The sequence below is a fragment of the Nocardia sp. GP40 genome, from assembly GCF_050434125.1.
GTDB lineage: Bacteria > Actinomycetota > Actinomycetes > Mycobacteriales > Mycobacteriaceae > Nocardia > Nocardia albiluteola.
In genome coordinates, this window is record NZ_JBNPVW010000001.1 from 171,921 (window position 1) to 190,093 (window position 18,173).

The 18,173-nt window shown below is 68.1% G+C and carries 17 protein-coding genes; 13 read left to right on the forward strand and 4 right to left on the reverse strand.

Translation table 11 applies throughout. From position 1 onward, the window contains the following. Positions 1-5 precede the first annotated feature (5 nt). The 3 genes from ABH933_RS00740 to ABH933_RS00750 form a co-directional block, all read right to left on the reverse strand. The gene (locus ABH933_RS00740; protein WP_429413895.1) at positions 6-1,445 is read right to left on the reverse strand and encodes an alpha/beta hydrolase; all 1,440 of its coding nucleotides are present in this window, start codon (positions 1,443-1,445) and stop codon (positions 6-8) included. Between the two features lie 84 nt (positions 1,446-1,529). Further along, the gene (locus ABH933_RS00745; protein WP_429413898.1) at positions 1,530-2,537 is read right to left on the reverse strand and encodes a Gfo/Idh/MocA family protein; all 1,008 of its coding nucleotides are present in this window, start codon (positions 2,535-2,537) and stop codon (positions 1,530-1,532) included. 88 nt (positions 2,538-2,625) lie between these two features. Next, positions 2,626-3,657 (reverse strand): LacI family DNA-binding transcriptional regulator, encoded by a 1,032-nt coding sequence (locus ABH933_RS00750; RefSeq protein ID WP_429454905.1) that lies wholly within the window; start codon positions 3,655-3,657, stop codon positions 2,626-2,628. Between the two features lie 261 nt (positions 3,658-3,918). Here ABH933_RS00750 and ABH933_RS00755 point away from each other — a divergent pair, with 261 nt between their 5' ends. The 13 genes from ABH933_RS00755 (at position 3,919) to serA (ending at position 17,735) form a co-directional block, all read left to right on the forward strand. Continuing rightward, positions 3,919-4,821: a TIM barrel protein gene (locus ABH933_RS00755; protein ID WP_429413904.1), complete on the forward strand. Its 903-nt coding sequence runs from the start codon at positions 3,919-3,921 to the stop codon at positions 4,819-4,821. 8 nt (positions 4,822-4,829) lie between these two features. Further along, complete coding sequence (locus ABH933_RS00760; RefSeq protein WP_429413907.1) at positions 4,830-5,840, forward strand: sugar ABC transporter substrate-binding protein; 1,011 nt, start codon at positions 4,830-4,832, stop codon at positions 5,838-5,840. A gap of 11 nt (positions 5,841-5,851) precedes the next feature. Continuing rightward, entirely contained in the window at positions 5,852-6,919 is a 1,068-nt protein-coding gene (locus ABH933_RS00765) for an ABC transporter permease (protein WP_429413910.1), read from the forward strand. After that, the gene (locus tag ABH933_RS00770; protein ID WP_429413913.1) at positions 6,916-7,698 is read left to right on the forward strand and encodes an ATP-binding cassette domain-containing protein; all 783 of its coding nucleotides are present in this window, start codon (positions 6,916-6,918) and stop codon (positions 7,696-7,698) included. Before ABH933_RS00765 ends, ABH933_RS00770 begins: the two co-directional genes overlap by 4 nt. Beyond that, on the forward strand, positions 7,695-8,642 hold the full coding sequence (iolC, locus tag ABH933_RS00775) for a 5-dehydro-2-deoxygluconokinase (RefSeq protein ID WP_429413916.1): 948 nt from the start codon (positions 7,695-7,697) through the stop codon (positions 8,640-8,642). The genes ABH933_RS00770 and iolC overlap by 4 nt, the downstream gene beginning before the upstream one ends. A 40-nt stretch (positions 8,643-8,682) precedes the next feature. After that, on the forward strand, positions 8,683-9,576 hold the full coding sequence (locus ABH933_RS00780) for a Cgl0159 family (beta/alpha)8-fold protein (protein ID WP_308166696.1): 894 nt from the start codon (positions 8,683-8,685) through the stop codon (positions 9,574-9,576). A 90-nt stretch (positions 9,577-9,666) separates the two neighbouring features. Continuing rightward, positions 9,667-10,560: a 5-deoxy-glucuronate isomerase gene (gene iolB, locus ABH933_RS00785; RefSeq protein WP_215918662.1), complete on the forward strand. Its 894-nt coding sequence runs from the start codon at positions 9,667-9,669 to the stop codon at positions 10,558-10,560. Then, on the forward strand, positions 10,557-12,398 hold the full coding sequence (gene iolD, locus ABH933_RS00790; protein WP_429413920.1) for a 3D-(3,5/4)-trihydroxycyclohexane-1,2-dione acylhydrolase (decyclizing): 1,842 nt from the start codon (positions 10,557-10,559) through the stop codon (positions 12,396-12,398). Before iolB ends, iolD begins: the two co-directional genes overlap by 4 nt. 101 nt (positions 12,399-12,499) lie before the next feature. Continuing rightward, complete coding sequence (locus ABH933_RS00795; protein WP_429413923.1) at positions 12,500-12,709, forward strand: cold-shock protein; 210 nt, start codon at positions 12,500-12,502, stop codon at positions 12,707-12,709. A 122-nt stretch (positions 12,710-12,831) separates the two neighbouring features. After that, complete coding sequence (locus ABH933_RS00800) at positions 12,832-12,963, forward strand: hypothetical protein (protein ID WP_429413926.1); 132 nt, start codon at positions 12,832-12,834, stop codon at positions 12,961-12,963. A 321-nt stretch (positions 12,964-13,284) separates the two neighbouring features. Further along, positions 13,285-13,488, forward strand: coding sequence for a cold-shock protein (locus tag ABH933_RS00805; RefSeq protein WP_215918917.1), 204 nt, complete (start codon positions 13,285-13,287; stop codon positions 13,486-13,488). A 244-nt stretch (positions 13,489-13,732) separates the two neighbouring features. Continuing rightward, a complete protein-coding gene (locus tag ABH933_RS00810) occupies positions 13,733-15,784 on the forward strand; it encodes an ATP-binding protein (RefSeq protein ID WP_429413929.1) in 2,052 nt (683 codons plus the stop codon). Positions 15,785-16,136: 352 nt separating this feature from the next. Further along, positions 16,137-17,735 carry a phosphoglycerate dehydrogenase gene (gene serA, locus ABH933_RS00815; RefSeq protein ID WP_429413932.1) on the forward strand — a complete coding sequence of 533 codons (1,599 nt, stop codon included), beginning with the start codon at positions 16,137-16,139 and terminating at the stop codon, positions 17,733-17,735. A 75-nt stretch (positions 17,736-17,810) separates the two neighbouring features. On the opposite strand, the gene ABH933_RS00820 is transcribed toward serA, so the two are convergent. Beyond that, on the reverse strand, positions 17,811-18,050 hold the full coding sequence (locus ABH933_RS00820; protein WP_429413935.1) for a hypothetical protein: 240 nt from the start codon (positions 18,048-18,050) through the stop codon (positions 17,811-17,813). Positions 18,051-18,173 lie beyond the last annotated feature (123 nt).

Here is an 18,173-nt window from a genome sequence, read left to right on the forward strand (position 1 = left end):
CCCGGCTATCCGGCCGCTGCGCAATGCGTATGCGGTTGCGGCAGTGTGAGATTGATCAGGTAGTTGTCTCCGGCGGATACCGTGCACGGCGTGCGGTCGTAGATGCCGTGGCCCCAGCCGTCGTAGGTGAGCAGTGTCGTGCCCGGGGTGTCGGCAGCGATGTGTGTAGCCCACTCGTAGGGCGTGGCCGGGTCGTACAGAGACTCCATCAGCAGGATCCGGGGCGCATCGTGGACGTGCGGGGCGTGCGGCGGATTCGGCGGCGGCGTGGGCCAGGCCGAGCACAGACTGCCTGCGGCCCAGGCGAAGTGGGCGCGCAGGGTGCCCGCATTGTCGTTCTGCTCGCGCCACAGTCGCGCCCAGTCGGCCTGGCCCGGAATGTCGAAACGCCAATCGGCGCAGACCTCGAGGGGCGCCATCGACATGGGGACACCGCTCGGATGCGGGACGGCGGGTGATGGTGCGCTGCCGGTGGGCTCCTGGCTCAGCGCCCGCAGATCGGTTGCCACGCCGGGCCAGTCGGGCCGGGACAGATGCTGGGTGAGGGCCTGGCTGAGCGTGAGCGGCGAGAGCGGGCGGTGCGATGCGTCCGAGGCGTGCAGGTCACCGCGCTCCGCGCGAGCGAACAAGACGTTGTACAGCGCAGGAATATCGGCGCCGTGCAGCACGCAGGAGCTCTCGCGAGCGCACCACGAGGTGAACTCAGCGAACGTATCCCGCGCGGCGCGGGCCTCGCTGTCGAGGAATCCGGGCCCGTCCAGGCTATGGTCGTCGGCGCTGTCCAGCAGCAGGGCGCGCATGCGTTGCGGGTACATTTCGGCGTAAGCCTGGCCGTACATGGTTCCGTAGGATCGGCCGTAGAGGGTGACGGTGTTCTCGCCCAGTGCCTTTCGCAGCGCCTCGACATCCCGTGCGACGCTGGCCGCGTCCATGTGGTCCAACAGCGGGCCGGTGTAGTGGCGGCAGCTGTCGGCGAGCTGCCTCACGTAGGACCGCACGTCGTCGAGGCGGGCGCCGTTGTCGGGCACCAGATTCGGCCACGTCGAGGCCAGCCCGGCATCACATAGGATCGAATGGCTCCGCCCGGCGCCGCGTGCATCGAAGCTCACCAGATCGAAGTGCTCGGCCAGGCCGGGCGAGAAATGCAGGGATCCCTCCAGGATCTGGTCCACGCCGGAGGTACCCGGCCCGCCCGGCAGCGAAATCAGGGTGCCGATCCGGGTGGCCGCCTCGGTGTGCTTGCGGATGACGGCCATATCGATGGTCGCGCCTCGGGGATGTGACCAGTCCACCGGCACAGGGAGATTCGCGCACTCGAAGGCGGCGTTCTCCGGGCACGGCCGCCAGGTGAGGGGCGACGGTGGCGCGCTGGAACAGGCGGCGGTCGCTCCCGCGGTCAGGAGCAGGGCCGAGACCCCGGCGATCATGGTGTGGCGCAATGACATGGGCCGATCTTGTCTGCCGTCGTCCGGGGCGCGAATCACCCTCTCGAGTGGTTTCGGTCTAACCCCGGGGTATGAGTCCGGCCACTAGCGCCGCACCTCCTCGACCGCGACCGGACGGCGCTGGTGCAGCGACAGTTCGCAGGCCTCGGCGATGTAGAACGCCTCCAGCGCATCGGCGGGGCGGCAAGGGTTTTCGGCCGCCCCGGTGGCGACTTCGACGAAGACGGCCAGCTCCTCGGCGTAGGCGCTGCGGAAGCGTTCCATGAAGTTCGGATAGGCGGGCAGGGTCGCGGCCGGGTGGCCCGGCTCGACCGAGTGCAGCGGGGCCCGATCATCAAGGCCGACAACGGCGTTGCCCTTCGAACCGAGCACCTCCAGGCGCACGTCGTAGCCCGCGCCGTTGTACCGGCCGAGCGAGACCGTGGCGAGGGTGCCGTCGTCGAGAGACAGGACGACCGCGGCGGTGTCGACATCGCCCGCGTCGCGGAAGAACTGCTCGCCCCGATTGGCGCCCAGCACGAACACCTCGGCGACCTCGCGGCCCGAGACCCATCGGATGATGTCGAAATCGTGCACCCCGCAGTCCCGGAACAGCCCGCCGGAGCGCGGAATGTATTCCGCCGGTGGGGGAGCCGGATCCAGGGTGGTGGCGCGCAGGCTGTGCAGCCAGCCGAGCTCGTGTGACCGCACCGCGGCCCGCGCCGCGCGGTACCCTGCGTCGAAGCGGCGCTGGAAGCCGATCTGCACGGGCACGGTGGAGTCTTCCAGGTGCCGGATCACCGCCAGGGTGCCGTCGATATCCGCGGCCACCGGCTTCTCACAGAACACCGGAATGCCGAGATCGACTGCCCGCGTGATGAGTTCGGGATGCGAATCGGTCGGTGTGGCGATGACGATGCCGGTCGGGTCCGTAGCCAGCAGTGCCTCGATATCGGGGGCGAAGTCCACCCCGAGCTTCGCGGCCGTATCGCGGGCGCGTGCGGCGTCGGCGTCGGCGACGACGACCGCGTCGACCCCGGGCAGTGAGCGCAGCGTTTCCGCGTGCGCGGCGCCGATGCGGCCCGTACCGGCCAGGCCCAGCCTGATACTCATGTGACACCTGCCCTTTCGTCCGGGCCGTGGAGTGCCCGCGTGACCCGGCGGCCCAGGGGCCGGGTCGGACTTTGATTGCGGAGCCCCGTCATGCGGTGTTTCCTTGTGCCGGAAACAGATCCGCGGGCGCGGCGGTGGTGGAGCGGACCACCAGCGACGGCTGCACCCGTTGCCGGACCGGATCGGTGCGATCGGTGCGCAGCCGCTCGACCAGCGCCTCGACCGCCAGCCGCCCGATCTCGGTGCGGGGTTGATCGACGGTGGTGAGCGCGATGTGCCGCAGGGCGGCCAGTGACGAATTGTCGTAGCCGACGACCGAAACGTCCTGTGGCACCGACAGACCCGCCTCCTCGAGCGCGGACATCGCACCGACCGCGTTGAAATCGTTGCCGCAGACCAGCGCGGTCGGAAAGTTGGCAGGGGAGAACACGGTCAGGAGTTTGCGCACCGCGGCGATGCCGGCCGCGTCGGTATGCTCGCTCGGGATGACCATCGGCTCGAGGCCGTGCCGGGTCATGGCGGCGACATAGCCCTTGCGCCGGGGCGTGGCACTGAAGGCCGCGCCGCCGTCGAAGTGCACGATGCGCCGATGTCCCAGCGCTACCAGATGATCCACGGCCAGGGCCGTGCCGTTCTCGCCATCATCGTTGACGGTGTCGACGGTGGGCACCGTCGAGCTGCGTGAGACCAGCACGACCGGGCACTGCGTCGCGGCCTCGCGAATGGCCGCGGCGGAGAGTACCGGCGAGAGCAGAATGACCCCTCCCGGCCGGAAGGCCAGCAGGCTGGCCAGCGCGCCGCGCTCGCGGGCGGCGCTGCGGCGGCCGGTATTGAGGATCAGTTCCAGCCCGGCCTGCTGGGCGGCGGTATCCATGGCCTCGACCACATCGGCGAAGAACGCGTTGTGCAGGTCCGAGACCATGACGCCGACGATGTTGGAAGTGCGGCTGGCCAGTGAGCGCGCCATCGCGTGCGGGCGGTAGCCGAGTTCCTTGGCCGCGGCCAGCACCGCGCGGCGCCGGTGCTCGCTGACCTTCGGCGAATCGCGCATGACGAGGGAGACCAGCGCGCGGGAGACGCCGGCAAGGGCGGCAACGTCTTCCATCGTCGGTCGCGGCATGGTGGCTTTCTCCCAGGAGTGTGGGCGGAACTCTGTGTCCGGACGTTACCGGGTTGGAGCGCTCCAAGCAATAGAGCGCTCTAATGTGTTCGGCTCGCACGCAGGCAGAGCGGAAATCTGTCCGAATGTCGCGCGTTCTTCCAGGTAGATATGTTGAAGCTGCGCTACATTCGACCCTTGACATCGTCGTGACACAGGTTACATTGTTAGAGCGCTCCAATGGTGGCGCGAAAGATACACCGACAGGCCGGAGCAGTCCCGATGACCGAACCGACGCATCCGCTGCGCATTGCCGCGGCACCGATCTCCTGGGGAGTCTGCGAGGTGCCCGGTTGGGGGCACGTGCTCGACGCGGCGACCGTGCTCACGGAGATGGCCGCGCTCGGCCTGGCCGCCACCGAATTCGGCCCGCCCGGATACCTGCCGAGCGAGCCGAACGCGCTGCGGGAACTGCTGGCCCCCTATGGAATCGCCGCGATCGGCGGATTCGTGGCGCTACCCCTGCATGTCGAGCCCGAGGCGGCGCTGGCCGCGGCGCGGGCCAACGCGAAGCTGTTCGCCGCCGCCGGGGCCGAAGTGCTGGTACTCGCGGCCGCGACCGGCGTCGACGGCTACGATTCCCGCCCGCAGCTGGACCGGGAGCAATGGCGCACGCTGCTCGACACCGCCGCCGGTATCCGCGATCTCGCCGCCGAATACGGCCTGCGTACAGTACTGCACCCGCACGTGGGCACCCTGGTGGAGACCGAGGCCGAGGTGGAACGCCTGCTCGCGGATTCCGATCTGGACCTGTGCCTGGACACCGGACACCTGCTGATCGGCGGCACCGACCCGGTGGCACTGGCGCGCCGACATGCCGACCGCATCGGCCATATTCACCTCAAGGATGTTCGCGCGGATATGGCCGACCGGATCCGCAGCGGTGCAATGGAATACAGCGCTGCAGTGCGCAACGGGCTGTATGTGCCGCTGGGCGAGGGTGACGTCGATGTCGACTCCCTGGTGCGGTGCATGTACGAGTCCGGATATCGAGGCTGGTACGTCCTCGAACAGGACACGGCGCTGGCGCCCACCGACACCGCGGCGGGTCCCAGCCGCGATACCCAACGCAGCTTGCGCCGCCTCGAAGGCATCGGCGCCGCCATGGTTTCCGCCGGAATGTAGGAGATGCAATGACAACGAAGTCCGTCTCGGCCCGCAGCACCCGTTCGCGGTGGCGGCGCGTGCTGCCCTGGCTCGCCGCCGGGGCGCTGCTGGCCGCCTGCAGCGGGCCCGCCGCGGAGAACTCGACGCCCACCGCCCAGGCGCCCAGTGCGACAGGGACATTGAAGTCCGTGTCGGTGGTCACCCACGGCAGCGCGGGCGACGCGTTCTGGAACGTGGTCAAGAACGGCGCCGACGCCGCCGGGAAACAGTTCGGCATCAAGGTCGATTACCAGTCCTCGGGTGATCCCACCCAGCAGGCCAAGCTGATCGACAACGCCGTGGCCCAGGGCGTGGGCGGTCTGGTGGTGTCGATGGCCAATCCGGACGCGCTGAAGCCGTCCATCCAAAAGGCCGTCGCCGCAGGGATTCCCGTGGTGACGATCAACTCCGGTGAGGAACAGAGCGTCAGCGTCGGGGCCATCGGGCACGTCGGGCAGAGCGAGGAGTCTGCCGGTGCGGGGGCGGGCAAGCGCCTGGCCGCGGCCGGAAAGCACAAGCTGCTCTGCGTCATTCACGAGGCGGGCAATATCGGTGACAACCAGCGCTGCCAGGGCGCGACGACCGGCTTCGGCGGCAACACCACCACGCTGCAGGTCGACATCAACAACCCGACCGACGCCCAGTCGCGAATCAAGGGCGCACTCGAGGCCGATCACTCGATCGACGCGGTGCTGACGCTGAATTCGCAGGTCGCCGCGCGCGCGGTGGACGCGGTCCAGGAGTCGAGCTCCGCGGCCGTCGTCGCGACCTTCGACCTGAACAGTGACGTCGTCGGCGCGATCAAGGCGGGCAAGCTGCTGTTCGCAGTCGATCAGCAGCAGTACGAGCAGGGATACCTGCCCATCGCGATGCTCGCGCTGTACAAGTCCAACCGCAACACCGTCGGCGGCGGCGCACCGGTGCAGACCGGGCCGGCCTTCGTCGACAAGGACAATGTCGATGCCATCGCGACGCTGGTGTCGCAGGGCACGCGCTGAGAGGCGATGAATTGAGTATTGCCGCAACGCCGTCGCAGACCGAACCGTCCGAACCCTCCGGGGCGGAGCCGGTGTCCAGCCCCACCCTGTGGCAGCGCACGATCGTGCGACCGGAGCTCGGCGCGCTACTGGGCGCCGTGCTGGTGTTCGTGTTCTTCTCCGTCATCACCGACAAGTTCCTGAGTCCGCTGGGCATCGCGAACTGGCTGGACGACTCCTCGACGCTGGGCATCATGGCGGTCGCGGTGTCGCTGTTGATGATCGGCGGGGAGTTCGATCTGTCGGCCGGGGTGATGACGGCCTCCACCTCGCTGGTCACCGCGCTGCTTGCGGTGCACGCCGGCTGGAACGTCTGGGCGGCGTTGCTGGTATCGCTCGTATTCGCCCTGGCCGTGGGCGCATTCAACGGGTGGGTCGTGATGCGCACGGGGCTACCGAGCTTCATCGTCACGCTCGGCACCTTCCTTGCCCTGCAGGGACTCAACCTCGGTGTGACCCGGTTGGTCACCGCCACCGTCGAGGTATCGGGGATCCGCGGCGCGGCCGGATACAGTTCGGCGGGTTCGGTGTTCGCCTCCACGATCAATCTGGGCGGCGCCCAGCTCCAGGCGTCGGTGCTGTGGTGGATCGTGCTGACCGTGCTGGGTTCGATCCTGTTGGTGCGCACCCGTTTCGGGAACTGGACCTTCGCGGTCGGCGGTGCACTGGACAGTGCCCGCGCGGTCGGCGTGCCGGCGGTCCGGACCAAGATCCTGCTGTTCATGGGCACCGGCTTCGCCGGATGGGTCGTCGGTTCCTGCAACATCCTGCGATTCGGCAGCGTGCAGGCCAATCAGGGCGTGGGGCTCGAGCTGCAGTTCATCATCGCGGCGGTGGTGGGCGGCTGCCTGCTCACCGGCGGTTTCGGATCGGTGGTCGGGGCCGCGCTGGGCGCGTTGATCTTCGGAATGGCGCGGCAGGGCATCGTCTTCGCGCGCTGGGACGACGACTGGTTCATGTTGTTCCTCGGCGTGCTGCTGCTGGCGGCGGTGCTGGTGAACAACGAATTCAAGAAGCGAGCGGAAAGGGTTCGGCGATGACCGGCACGCTCATCGAAACCATCGGCATCGGAAAGAGTTACGGCGGCATGGTGGCGCTCGAGGGCGTGTCCACCGTCGTCAACGCGGGCGAGGTCACCTGCGTGCTCGGTGACAACGGCGCGGGCAAATCGACACTGATCAAGATCCTCGCCGGGGTGCACCAGCACGATGCGGGCGAACTGAAGGTGGAGGGGCAGCCGGTCCGATTCGCCTCTCCGCGTGAGTCGTTGGATCGCGGGATCGCCACCGTCTATCAGGATCTGGCGGTGGTGCCGCTGATGAGCGTGTGGCGCAACTTCGTGCTGGGGTCCGAACCCACGGTCGGCATCGGGCCACTGCGGATGCTCGACCGGGCCGAGAGCCGGGAGATCACCCGTAAGGCCCTGTCGGACATGGGCATCGAACTGCGCGACCTCGAGCAGCCCGTCGGCACGCTCTCGGGCGGGCAGCGGCAGTGCGTCGCGATCGCGCGGGCCGTGCACTACGGCGCGAAGGTGCTGATTCTCGACGAACCGACCGCGGCATTGGGTGTGAAACAGGCCGGGGTGGTGCTGCGCTACGTCGTGCAGGCCCGCGATCGGGGCCTGGGCGTCATCCTCATCACCCACAACCCGCACCACGCCTATCCCGTCGGCGATCGGTTCCTGCTGCTCAAGCGCGGCGCGATGCTCGGATCCTACGAGAAGTCGGAGATCGACCTGCCCGAGCTCACCCGCCAGATGGCCGGAGGGGCGGAACTGGCTGCGCTGCAACACGAATTGGAGCGGGTGCAGTCGTGATCGGCGGATCTCTGGAGGCGCTGACCATCGGCCGGGTCGGCGTGGACCTCTATCCCCAGCAGAGCGGAGTCCCGCTGGCACAGGTCAGCTCCTTCGCTAAGTTCCTCGGCGGCACCGCAACGAACGTTGCCGTCGCCGCGGCCCGGCTCGGGCGGCGCAGCGCGGTACTCACCAAGGTCGGCGCCGACGGATTCGGCGAATACGTACGAACGGCCCTGTCGGAGTTCGGGGTTTCGCCCGAGTACGTGTCGACCTCCCCGGATCTGCTGACACCGGTGGTCTTCTGCGAGCTGAATCCGCCCGCCGATCCGCCGCTGCTGTTCTACCGCGCCCCGATCGCCCCGGACCTGACCCTCACCCCCGACGAAATCCCCTGGGATGTCATCGATTCGGTGCCTCTGCTGTGGGTGACAGGGACCGGTGTCAGCGCCGAGCCCGGACGCGGTACCCAGCGTGCCGTACTGGAGCGCCGAGCGGGCCGCGGACACACCGTGCTCGATCTGGACTACCGGCCGATGTTCTGGCCCGACGAGCCGACCGCCCGGCGCGAGATCGGCTGGATGCTCGATCACGTGAATGTGGTGGTGGGCAACCGAACCGAGGCGCAGGTCGCGGTCGGCACGGCCGACCCCGATCAGGCCGCGGACCGGCTGCTCGAGCGCGGGGTCGAGCTGGCGGTGATCAAGTGTGGCGCGGACGGGGTGCTGGTGGCCGATGCCGCCGGCGGGCGGTGGACGGTGCCGCCGTGCCGGGTCGAGGTGGTGTGCGGGCTCGGCGCGGGTGACGGGTTCGGCGGCGCGCTGGTGCACGGACTGCTCGCGGGCTGGGATCCACAGCGAATCGCGGCGTACGCGAATGCCGCCGGGGCGCTGGTCGCCTCGCGCCTGGCGTGTGCCGACGCAATGCCCACACCCGCCGAGATCGAGGAATTGCTGTGTGGGTGAGGCGATTCGCGGCCCGCGAGAGTCGACCGGAGGAGAGAGTGTGTATCTGACCGACGAACGCTGGCGCGAGCTGCTGCGCCTGCGCGGCACCGAACCCGAGGCCGTCCGGCGCGCCTACGCCGCACGCCGGCGACGGGCGAGCCTGCTGTCCGAGCGCGGCACCCTGTTCCTGGTGGCCGCCGACCATCCCGCGCGTGGTGCGCTGGGCGTCGGCTCGGACCGGACCGCGATGGCGGATCGCCGCACGCTGCTCGAGCGCCTGCTGATCGCGCTGGACAACCCGGCGGTGGACGGGGTGCTCGGCTCCCCGGACGTGGTGGAGGAACTGCTGCTGCTGGGCGCACTGCACGACAAGGTTGTCATCGGATCGATGAACCGCGGCGGCCTGGCCGGGGCCGACTGGGAGATCGAGGACCGGTTCACCGGCTACGATGCGCAATCGCTGGTGGATTTCGGCCTGGACGGCGGGAAAATGCTGCTGCGGCTGGTGGATTCGGATCCGCGCACGATTCCCACCCTGCAGGCCTGCGCGAGCGCGGTGTCGGAACTGGCGGCGCACGGCCTGATGGCGATGGTCGAGCCGCTGCCGTACCACCGCGACGCATCCGGATCGCTGGTGATGCACAAGGATTCGGCCTCGTTGCAGCGGGCGATCACCGTCGCGTCCGGGCTGGGCGTGACCTCGGCCTACACCTGGCTGAAAATACCAGCGCCGGAGGATATCTCGGTGCTCGACGCGACAACCCTGCCGGTGCTGATGCTGGGCGGAGTGCCCTCGGGGGATCCGGCGGCGGATCTGGCCGCCTGGGGCGGGGCGCTGCGGCACGAGGTGTCCCGGGGGTTGGTCGTCGGGCGCAGCCTGCTCTATCCGCCCGACGGTGACGTGGCGGGAGCGGTCGAGGCGGCGGCGATGATCCTGAAGGAAGCACGGTGAATTCCTCGGTCGGCCTGGTGATTCCGGCCGGAAGCGGGCTGGACGACAGGGCGGCCGACACAGCTACGGATCGGAATGGGAGGCAGCACGATGAGTAAGTTGCATTACCCGGCGGGAGAGCTCTCCGACGGGGACGATCCCATACTTTTGTCCCCCGAGGTCGCGGGGTGGTCCTACGCCGGACTGCGAGTGCTGCGGCTGAGCGCTGGGCGGGCGAGGTCGGTGCACACCGGCGACTACGAGGCCTTCGTGCTGCCGCTGTCCGGCGGCTGCACCGTCCGGGTGGATGGCGAGGTCTTCGAATTGTCCGGCCGGGATTCGGTATTCACGCGAGTCACCGACTTCGCCTACGTTCCACGCGATGCCGAGGTGGAGCTTTCTGCGGATCGCGATGCGGAGATCGCGCTGCCGATGGCCCGCTGTGAGCGGCGACTCGAACCGAAATACGGTGCTGCCGAGGATGTTCCGGTCGAGGTGCGTGGTGCGGGCCAGGCCACCCGCCAGGTGGCCAATTTCGGTACGCCCGGCGCCTGGGAGCACGCGGACAAGCTCAACGCCTGCGAACTGATCACCCCGGACGGCAACTGGTCCTCGTATCCTCCGCACAAGCACGACGAGGCGAGCGAGTGCGAGGTGGTCAACGAGGAGATCTACTACTTCCGCATCGCCGGGCGCGATGGAATCACCCCGTCCAGAGAGGGTTTCGGAATGCACCGCACCTACACCGCCGACCGCGCCCTGGACGAGAACGTCGCCGTGCGCGACGGGGATGTGTTCCTGATACCCCGCGGCTACCACGGACCGTGTGCCGCCGCGCCCGGCTATCCGATGTACTACCTGAATGTCCTTGCGGGCCCGGCGGCCGAACGGTCCATGGCCTTCTGTGATGATCCGTCGCACGGATGGGTGCGCGCCGAGTGGGATGCGACGCCGGTTGATACCCGCTGCCCGGTTACCGACCACACGGGACGGGTGCGCCGATGAGAATGACCACCGCGCAGGCGCTGGTCGCCTGGTTGATCGCCCAGCACTCCGAAACCCTCGACGGCCGCGAGGTCCCGCTGTTCCCGGCGGTTTTCGCGATATTCGGGCACGGCAACGTGCTGGGCCTGGGTACCGCGCTCGAGGAACGCCGCGATGTGCTTCCGGTGTGGCGCGGCCACACCGAACAGGGCATGGCCCTGGCCGCGGTCGGCCTGGCCAAGGCCACCCATCGGCGGCAGGTCGGCGTGGCCACCTCCTCGATCGGGCCCGGTGCGCTGAACATGGTGACCGCCGCCGGTGTCGCACACGCAAATCGCCTTCCGCTGCTGTTGCTTCCGGGCGACACCTTCGTCAGCCGCGCACCGGATCCGGTCCTACAGCAGGTGGAGAACTTCGGGGATCCGACGATCACGGTGAACGACGCCTTCCGGCCCGTCAGCCGCTATTTCGATCGGATCACCCGCCCCGAGCAGCTGATCGCCACCCTGCCGCAGGTCGCCCGGGTGCTCACCGACCCCGCCGATGCCGGGCCCGTGACTCTGGCACTGCCGCAGGACGTGCAGGCCGAGGCCGCCGATTTCCCGGGCTCGCTGTTCGCGCCGATGGTGCACGCCCTCACCCGGCCGCGCCCCGACCGCACGGCATTGGCTCGTGCCACAACGGCATTGCGTTCGGCCCGGCGCCCGCTGCTGATACTCGGCGGCGGCGTCCGGTATTCAGGGGCCGGGCCGCGGGCGCTGGAATTCGCTCAGCGGCACGGCATTCCAGTTACCGAGACCACGGCCGGACGTACTCTGGTGCCGCACGACCACCCGCTGTATGCCGGGCCGCTCGGCATCACCGGATCGGCGTCGGCCAACACCCTCGCCGCCGAGGCGGATCTGGTGCTTGCGGTGGGAACTCGCCTGCAGGACTTCACGACCGCGTCGTGGACGGCGTTCCGCCCCGACGTCAGGATGGTCAGCATCAACGCCGCCCGATTCGACGCGGTCAAGCACGGTGCGATCGCCGTGGTCGCGGATGCCGATGCGGCACTGGAGGAGCTGGGGCCCGAGCTGGGGGACTGGCAGGCGGCACCGGACTGGACGGCGTGCGCGGCCACGGTGCGCGGCGAGTGGGACGACCACATCGACGACCTGCGCGAGCCCACCCCCGGCATCCCGACGTACGCGCAGATCGTCGGTGCGGTCAACGATCTCAGCGAACCGGCCGACTACGTGATGACCGCGTCGGGCGGCATGCCGGGTGAGCTGGTGGGCGGCTGGCGATCCGGTGGCGACGGGCCGAGTATGGACGTCGAATACGGATTCTCCTGCATGGGATACGAACTCGCCGGAGCGTGGGGCGCGGCGCTGGCGCATCGTCGCGGGCTGGTCACCACCATGCTGGGCGACGGGTCGTATCTGATGCTCAATTCCGAGCTGTTCTCCGCGGCGTTCGCGGGCCATCCACTGGTGGCCGTCGTCTGCGACAACGACGGTTATGCGGTGATTGCCCGGTTGCAGGAGGGGCAGGGCGGCAACGGATTCAATAATCTGTACCGCGATTGCCGGACAAATCACCCGGCTCCGCCGCGGGTGAATTTCGCCGCCCACGCCCATTCCCTGGGCTGCGCGGTATTCACGGCCACCGACCTGGACGGATTTCGGGACGCGTATCTCCGGGCCCGGGGCGCGGCCGTACAGCAATCGCGACCCGCGGTGGTCGTGGTGCGCACCCAGCCGTCGGCCTGGACCGAGGCCGGGGCCTGGTGGGAGGTCGGCGTGCCCGCCCAGCTATCGGGCCGCGAGGCGTACGACGCGGCTAAACCCGGCCAAGTCCGCTATTTGCGGCCATGAACTCCGCACCCGTGCGGGAGGATCCGAGAGGGCGAAACCTGGACGGGCACTTGCATGTCTCGCTATGGTCTGGCTGGCCCGCCGGCGAGAGGGTAAGTGATATGGCACAGGGCACCGTGAAGTGGTTCGACACGAAGAAGGGCTTCGGGTTCATCACGCAGGACAGCGGTGGACCCGATGTCTTCGTCGACTACACCGAGCTCGAGGGCGCCGGCTTCCGGTCGCTGGCCCAGGGGCAGCGGGTGGTGTTCGAAATCCGCCACACCAAGACCGGTCCCGAGGCCAAGGACGTCCGGGTCGTGCCGAACTGATTGTGGCGTGGCACACAGTCGGATGATTTTGTTGCCTCAGCCACTCTTCCGCAAGTCTGGCTAACGACTGTTTCGGACTGCTCGATACGCCTGTTGAAAGCCGGTTCAGCCGGGTTGCAACAATGAAAGGCAATTCCATGATCCCCGTTATCATCGACACTGGTTCCGCTGCACTGCACGGCGTTCTGAGCACGGGCAGCGCTGCGTTCCACGGCCTGGTGAACACGCTGTGGACGGGTTCTTTCGGCGGCTGAGCTCGCATGATGGTCGAATGAATCGACCCACGGCCGGCCTCGGGCATTGTTTGTCCGGGGCCGGCCGTATTTTCGGTACCGGTCGTCCTGATTCGTTCGGGCTCGATGCTGGAATAGTCAAGACCATCGGCGCCTCCCGCGATATCTCGCTGGGATAACACTCAATGAAATAGCGGCTTGCCAGGTAGCTGGCATATGGGTCGCAAACATGTGTTCGTCGCGACAGTAGTGGCGCGGCCACCGTTCGGCATGGCACGATGGAACATCGAGACCGGGCTCAGCGGACGTTTGCTGGCCTGGCTCGTCTACAGAAGGTATGAAATGGCGCAAGGCATTGTGAAGTGGTTCAACAGCGAGAAGGGCTTCGGGTTCATCGCTCAGGACGACGGTGGTCCCGACGTGTTCGTGCACTACTCGGCTGTTTCCGGATCGGGTTTCCGGTCCCTCGATGAGGGTCAGCGCGTCGAGTTCGAGATCGGCCAGGGCCAGAAGGGTCCTCAGGCCCAGGGCGTCCGCGTGATCTGAGTCACCGCGACTTGGCAGGGCTCCGTACCGATGGTGCGGGGCCTTTTGCGTTTCTGGAGCCGTTGTGCGCCAACGGGTTTCCGGCAGACCGGTCGGTAATGATTCCGAGATGTGTGGCATTTCCGGAACCGGGTTGTGACGACCTGGATGTTTACCGTTAAACCCCTGGTCAACGATGCCACGCAACATGGGGTGGAGAGGTAGCTGAACGGCGGCTGCCGAGCGGGCGCGCGGGAGGCCCGACATGTACGACGAAGTGCGCGACGACCATGCGTGGACCGATCACAAGTACACGATGCGGATCAGCCGCCTGGCGATCGACAAGCTGGGAATCAAACTCTACGACCGGGTTTCGGCGGTACTGGCCGAGCTCATCGCGAACTCCTACGATGCGGACGCCACCGAGGTGGCGGTGTGGCTACCGTGGGGCATCACCCTGGCCGGCACCGTGCGCAGTGCGCAGGAACCACAGTACGAGATCGTGGTGTCGGACAACGGCCATGGCATGACCACCGACGAAATCAACGACCACTATCTGATGGTCGGCTCCGACCGGCGCGTGCGAACCGGCTCGGACCTGTCGCGGGAACGGCGGCGACCGGTCATGGGCCGCAAGGGAATCGGCAAGCTCGCGGCCTTCGGGATCTGCCGGACCATCGAGGTGATCAGCGCCGGTAGTGGCGAGTCCGACCGCACCGAAGACGGCTGGCCCGTCTCGCACATCGTGATGGATCTCGACGATATGTTGAGCGACACCGAAAGTGACTACTTCCCGGCGATCGGATCGCATGACGGCACCCTCAGCCCGCAGCGCGGTACGACGGTGATCCTGCGGGATTTCTTTCGCAAGCGGGTGAATTCGGGTGCCGAGCTGAACCGGCAGCTGGCCGCGCGGTTCGGCATCGAGCGCCCGGACTGGCGGGTCGAGGTGCACAACAGTGCCGCGCTGGGCGCCCGCGAGAGCTTCATCCTGAGCGACCTGCCGATCGATGTGATGGAGGAGACCCGCATCGACGTGTCCTCGCGCCCGGTCCACGCGGGGCGGCAGTTCCTTCCGGTCACGGGGTGGATCGCCTATTCCAAGCAGCCCTATCGCGACGAGGCGATGGCCGGTGTGCGGATCTATGCGCGCGGCAAGATCGTCGCGCAGACACGGGATTTCGGCATCGGACACGGATTCGCCGGCGAGTTCAAGCTGCGGTCCTATCTGGTCGGCGCCATCCATGTGGACTGGCTCGACGACGACGAGGACCTGGTGCGCTCGGACCGTCAGGACATCATCTGGAACTCCGGGCGCGGGGAGGCCCTGGCCGCGTGGGGGCGCCACCTCATCGCCGAGATCGGGCGGATGGGGGAGCGTTCGATCCGGAGCCGGGTATGGGAGGAGTTCGTCGAGAAGTCGAATATCTTCCAGACCCTCGAGGCGATCGCGCCGGGGGACAAGATGTTTCGCGAGTCGGTCGTGGCTGCGGCCCGGATCCTGGTGGCCAACAAGGATCGCGCCGCCCTCGACAATCCCGGACATGTGGAAAGCACTGTGCGCCTGGCGCTGTCGCTGGGACCGCAGCGCAGCCTGCTCGAGACGCTCCAGCAGATCGCGGTGGATGCCGATCCGCGCCTGGATGTGGTGGTGGCGCTGTTCGAGCGAGCCCGGGTGGCCGAGATCTATTCGCTCGGGCAGATCGCCGGTGAGCGGGTCGCCGTGGTGGACAAGCTGCGCGTGCTGATCGACGACCGCCGCTCGCTCGAGCGGCCCTTCCAGGAGCTCATCGAGCGCGCGCCGTGGCTACTCGCCCCGGAGTGGACGCCGCTGGGCATGAACGAATCGCTCGAGCGGGTGCGCGCCAGCTTCGAACGCTGGTATGCGCAGAAATTCGGGACGGCACTGGTGACCACCGCGATCGGCAGCGAGAAGCGCGAACCGGACTTCGTGCTGCTGCACGACTCCGGCGAGCTATGGATCGTGGAGATCAAGCGGATGGACTACCACCTCACCGACGAGGAGTACAACCGCGCCATCAACTACCTGTACTCGCTGGACACGTTCCTCACCGAGAACCCCCGCATCGGCGCCCAGGTCCCGCGCCGCAGGCTCACCTTCATCGTCGACCACGTCGACAAGCTGCGTCCGGCCTCGCGCTCGTCGCTGGACAGCGACTCCCGCATCGACCGCCGCACCTGGCGCGAGCTGCTGGATTCGACGCTGCGCGCGCACCGGGATTTTCTGGAGCGGGTGTACGCGATGCGCGGTGCCGAGGAGGAGTCCGAGCCTGCCGGGCACGAGCAGGCGGGGTAGGCGTACCTCCGCATTCGCTCCGGCCATGCGCGGTTTCGGACGGCTTCGCCGACGGCGCCCGCCGACGGCGCCCGCCGACGGCGCCCATGAGGTGGCGGCACGGCCCGGCGTAGATGCGGTGCCCGTCGTCACCTCGGCAGCCGAGGTCCCGGAATGCCATGCGTCCCGGCAAGCCGGGATGACAGCGGGCGGCGGCCGGGAGTGGTGGAATAGGCGATCGACCAGGTGAGACTCAGGTCACCCGGTCGACGACGCGCTCGCGCGATCCGCCCACCCGCACCACTTTCCGGAATCCGGCCGATTAAGCTAGGCGGCGGTAAATGCCGATCCCCATTCCCCAGGAGTGCCCCCAGTGAGCCAAAATGGCCGTCCTGTTGTTCTGATCGCCGACAAGCTCGCCCAGTCGACCGTCGATGCGCTCGGTGACGGTGTCGAGGTGCGCTGGGTCGACGGCCCCAATCGGCCCGAGCTACTGGCGGCGGTGCCCGAGGCCGACGCGCTGCTGGTTCGGTCCGCCACCACCGTCGACGCCGAGGTCCTCGAGGCCGGTAAGAATCTGAAGATCGTCGCTCGCGCGGGCGTCGGCCTGGACAACGTCGACGTGCCCGCGGCCACCGAGCGCGGTGTCATGGTCGTCAACGCGCCGACCTCCAACATCCACACCGCCGCCGAGCACGCCGTCACCCTGCTGCTCTCCGCCGCCCGCCAGATCCCCGCGGCCGACGCCACCCTGCGCGAGCGCACCTGGCAGCGCAGCAAGTTCAACGGCGTCGAGATCTTCGGCAAGACCGTCGGCGTCATCGGCCTGGGCCGCATCGGCCAGCTCTTCGCGCAGCGCCTCGCCTCCTTCGAGACCAAGGTCATCGCGTACGACCCCTACACCTCCCCAGCCCGCGCCGCCCAGCTGGGCATCGAGCTGCTGAGCCTGGACGAGGTCCTCGAGCGCGCCGACTTCCTCTCCATTCACCTGCCCAAGACCCCCGAAACCAAGGGCATGCTGAACGCCGAGACGATTGCCAAGACCAAGAAGGGCGTCATCATCGTCAACGCCGCCCGCGGCGGTCTGATCGACGAGCAGGCGCTCGCCGATGCCATCACCTCCGGCCACGTGCGCGCGGCCGGTATCGACGTGTTCGAGACCGAGCCCTCCACCGACAGCCCGCTGTTCGAGCTGCCGCAGGTCGTGGTGACCCCGCACCTGGGCGCCTCCACCGCCGAGGCGCAGGACCGCGCGGGCACCGACGTCGCCAAGTCCGTCATCCTGGCTCTCGGTGGTGAGTTCGTGCCCGGTGCGGTCAACGTGACCGGCGGCGCGGTCAACGAGATCGTTGCCCCGTGGCTGGAGATCGTGCGTAAGCAGGGCGCGCTGCTGGGCGCCCTCGCCGACGAGCTGCCGGTCAGCCTCGAGGTGCAGGTGCGTGGCGAGCTGTCCTCTGAAGATGTTGCGGTGCTGGAGCTTTCGGCGCTGCGCGGTATCTTCTCCGCGCTGGTCGAGGACCAGGTCACCTTCGTCAATGCGCCGGCGATGGCCAAGGATCGCGGCATCGAGGCGACCGTTACCACCGCGTCGGAGAGCCCGTCGCACCGCAGCCTGGTCGACCTGCGCGCGGTGTTCGGCGACGGCCGCACCCTCAACGTGGCCGGCACCCTGACCGAGCCCGCCCAGGTCGAGAAGATCGTCAACATCAACGGTCGCAACTACGACATGCGCGCCGAGGGCCTGAACCTGGCCGTCCTCAACTACGAGGACAAGCCGGGCCAGCTCGGGCGCCTGGCCACCAGGCTCGGCGACGCCGGCATCGACATTCTGGCCGCGCAGCTGACCCAGGACTTGGAGGCCGAGGGCGCCACCGTCATCCTGCGCGTCAACAAGGATGTCCCGGTCGAGCTGCAGACCGCCATCGCCGAGGCCGTCGGCGCCGTCAAGGTCGCTCAGGTCGACCTGAGCTGATTCGTCTCTCCGGCAACGCAATACGGGCCCCTTCCACGCAGAGTGGAAGGGGCCCGATGCGTTCGGTGGAAGGTTTCAGCGCTCCGGTCGGGAATCCCGTGCCTCCACCGCGTCCCGCGCCTCGGCGAGTCCGGCCGCCGGATCCTGATCGCGGTAGAGCTTGATGGCCTGGATCTTCTTGCCACGCTGTAGAAGCTGGTCGATCTCGGTGTAGTCGATGGCGCCGGGATCGGTGATGCCCAGATGCCGGATGATCAGATCGAGCTTGCGCTCCAGCCGATTGACCTTGCGCTCGATTCGAAGATTGTCGAACATTCACCGAACGGTACCCGCCGAGGCCACCGGACCTCGCGATCCCACTGGGTGAGAGCGGTTTGCCCTGGTGGCAGGGGTGAAGTCGGTACCGGCTAGGGTGACGGACGGACTCGTCACATCCGA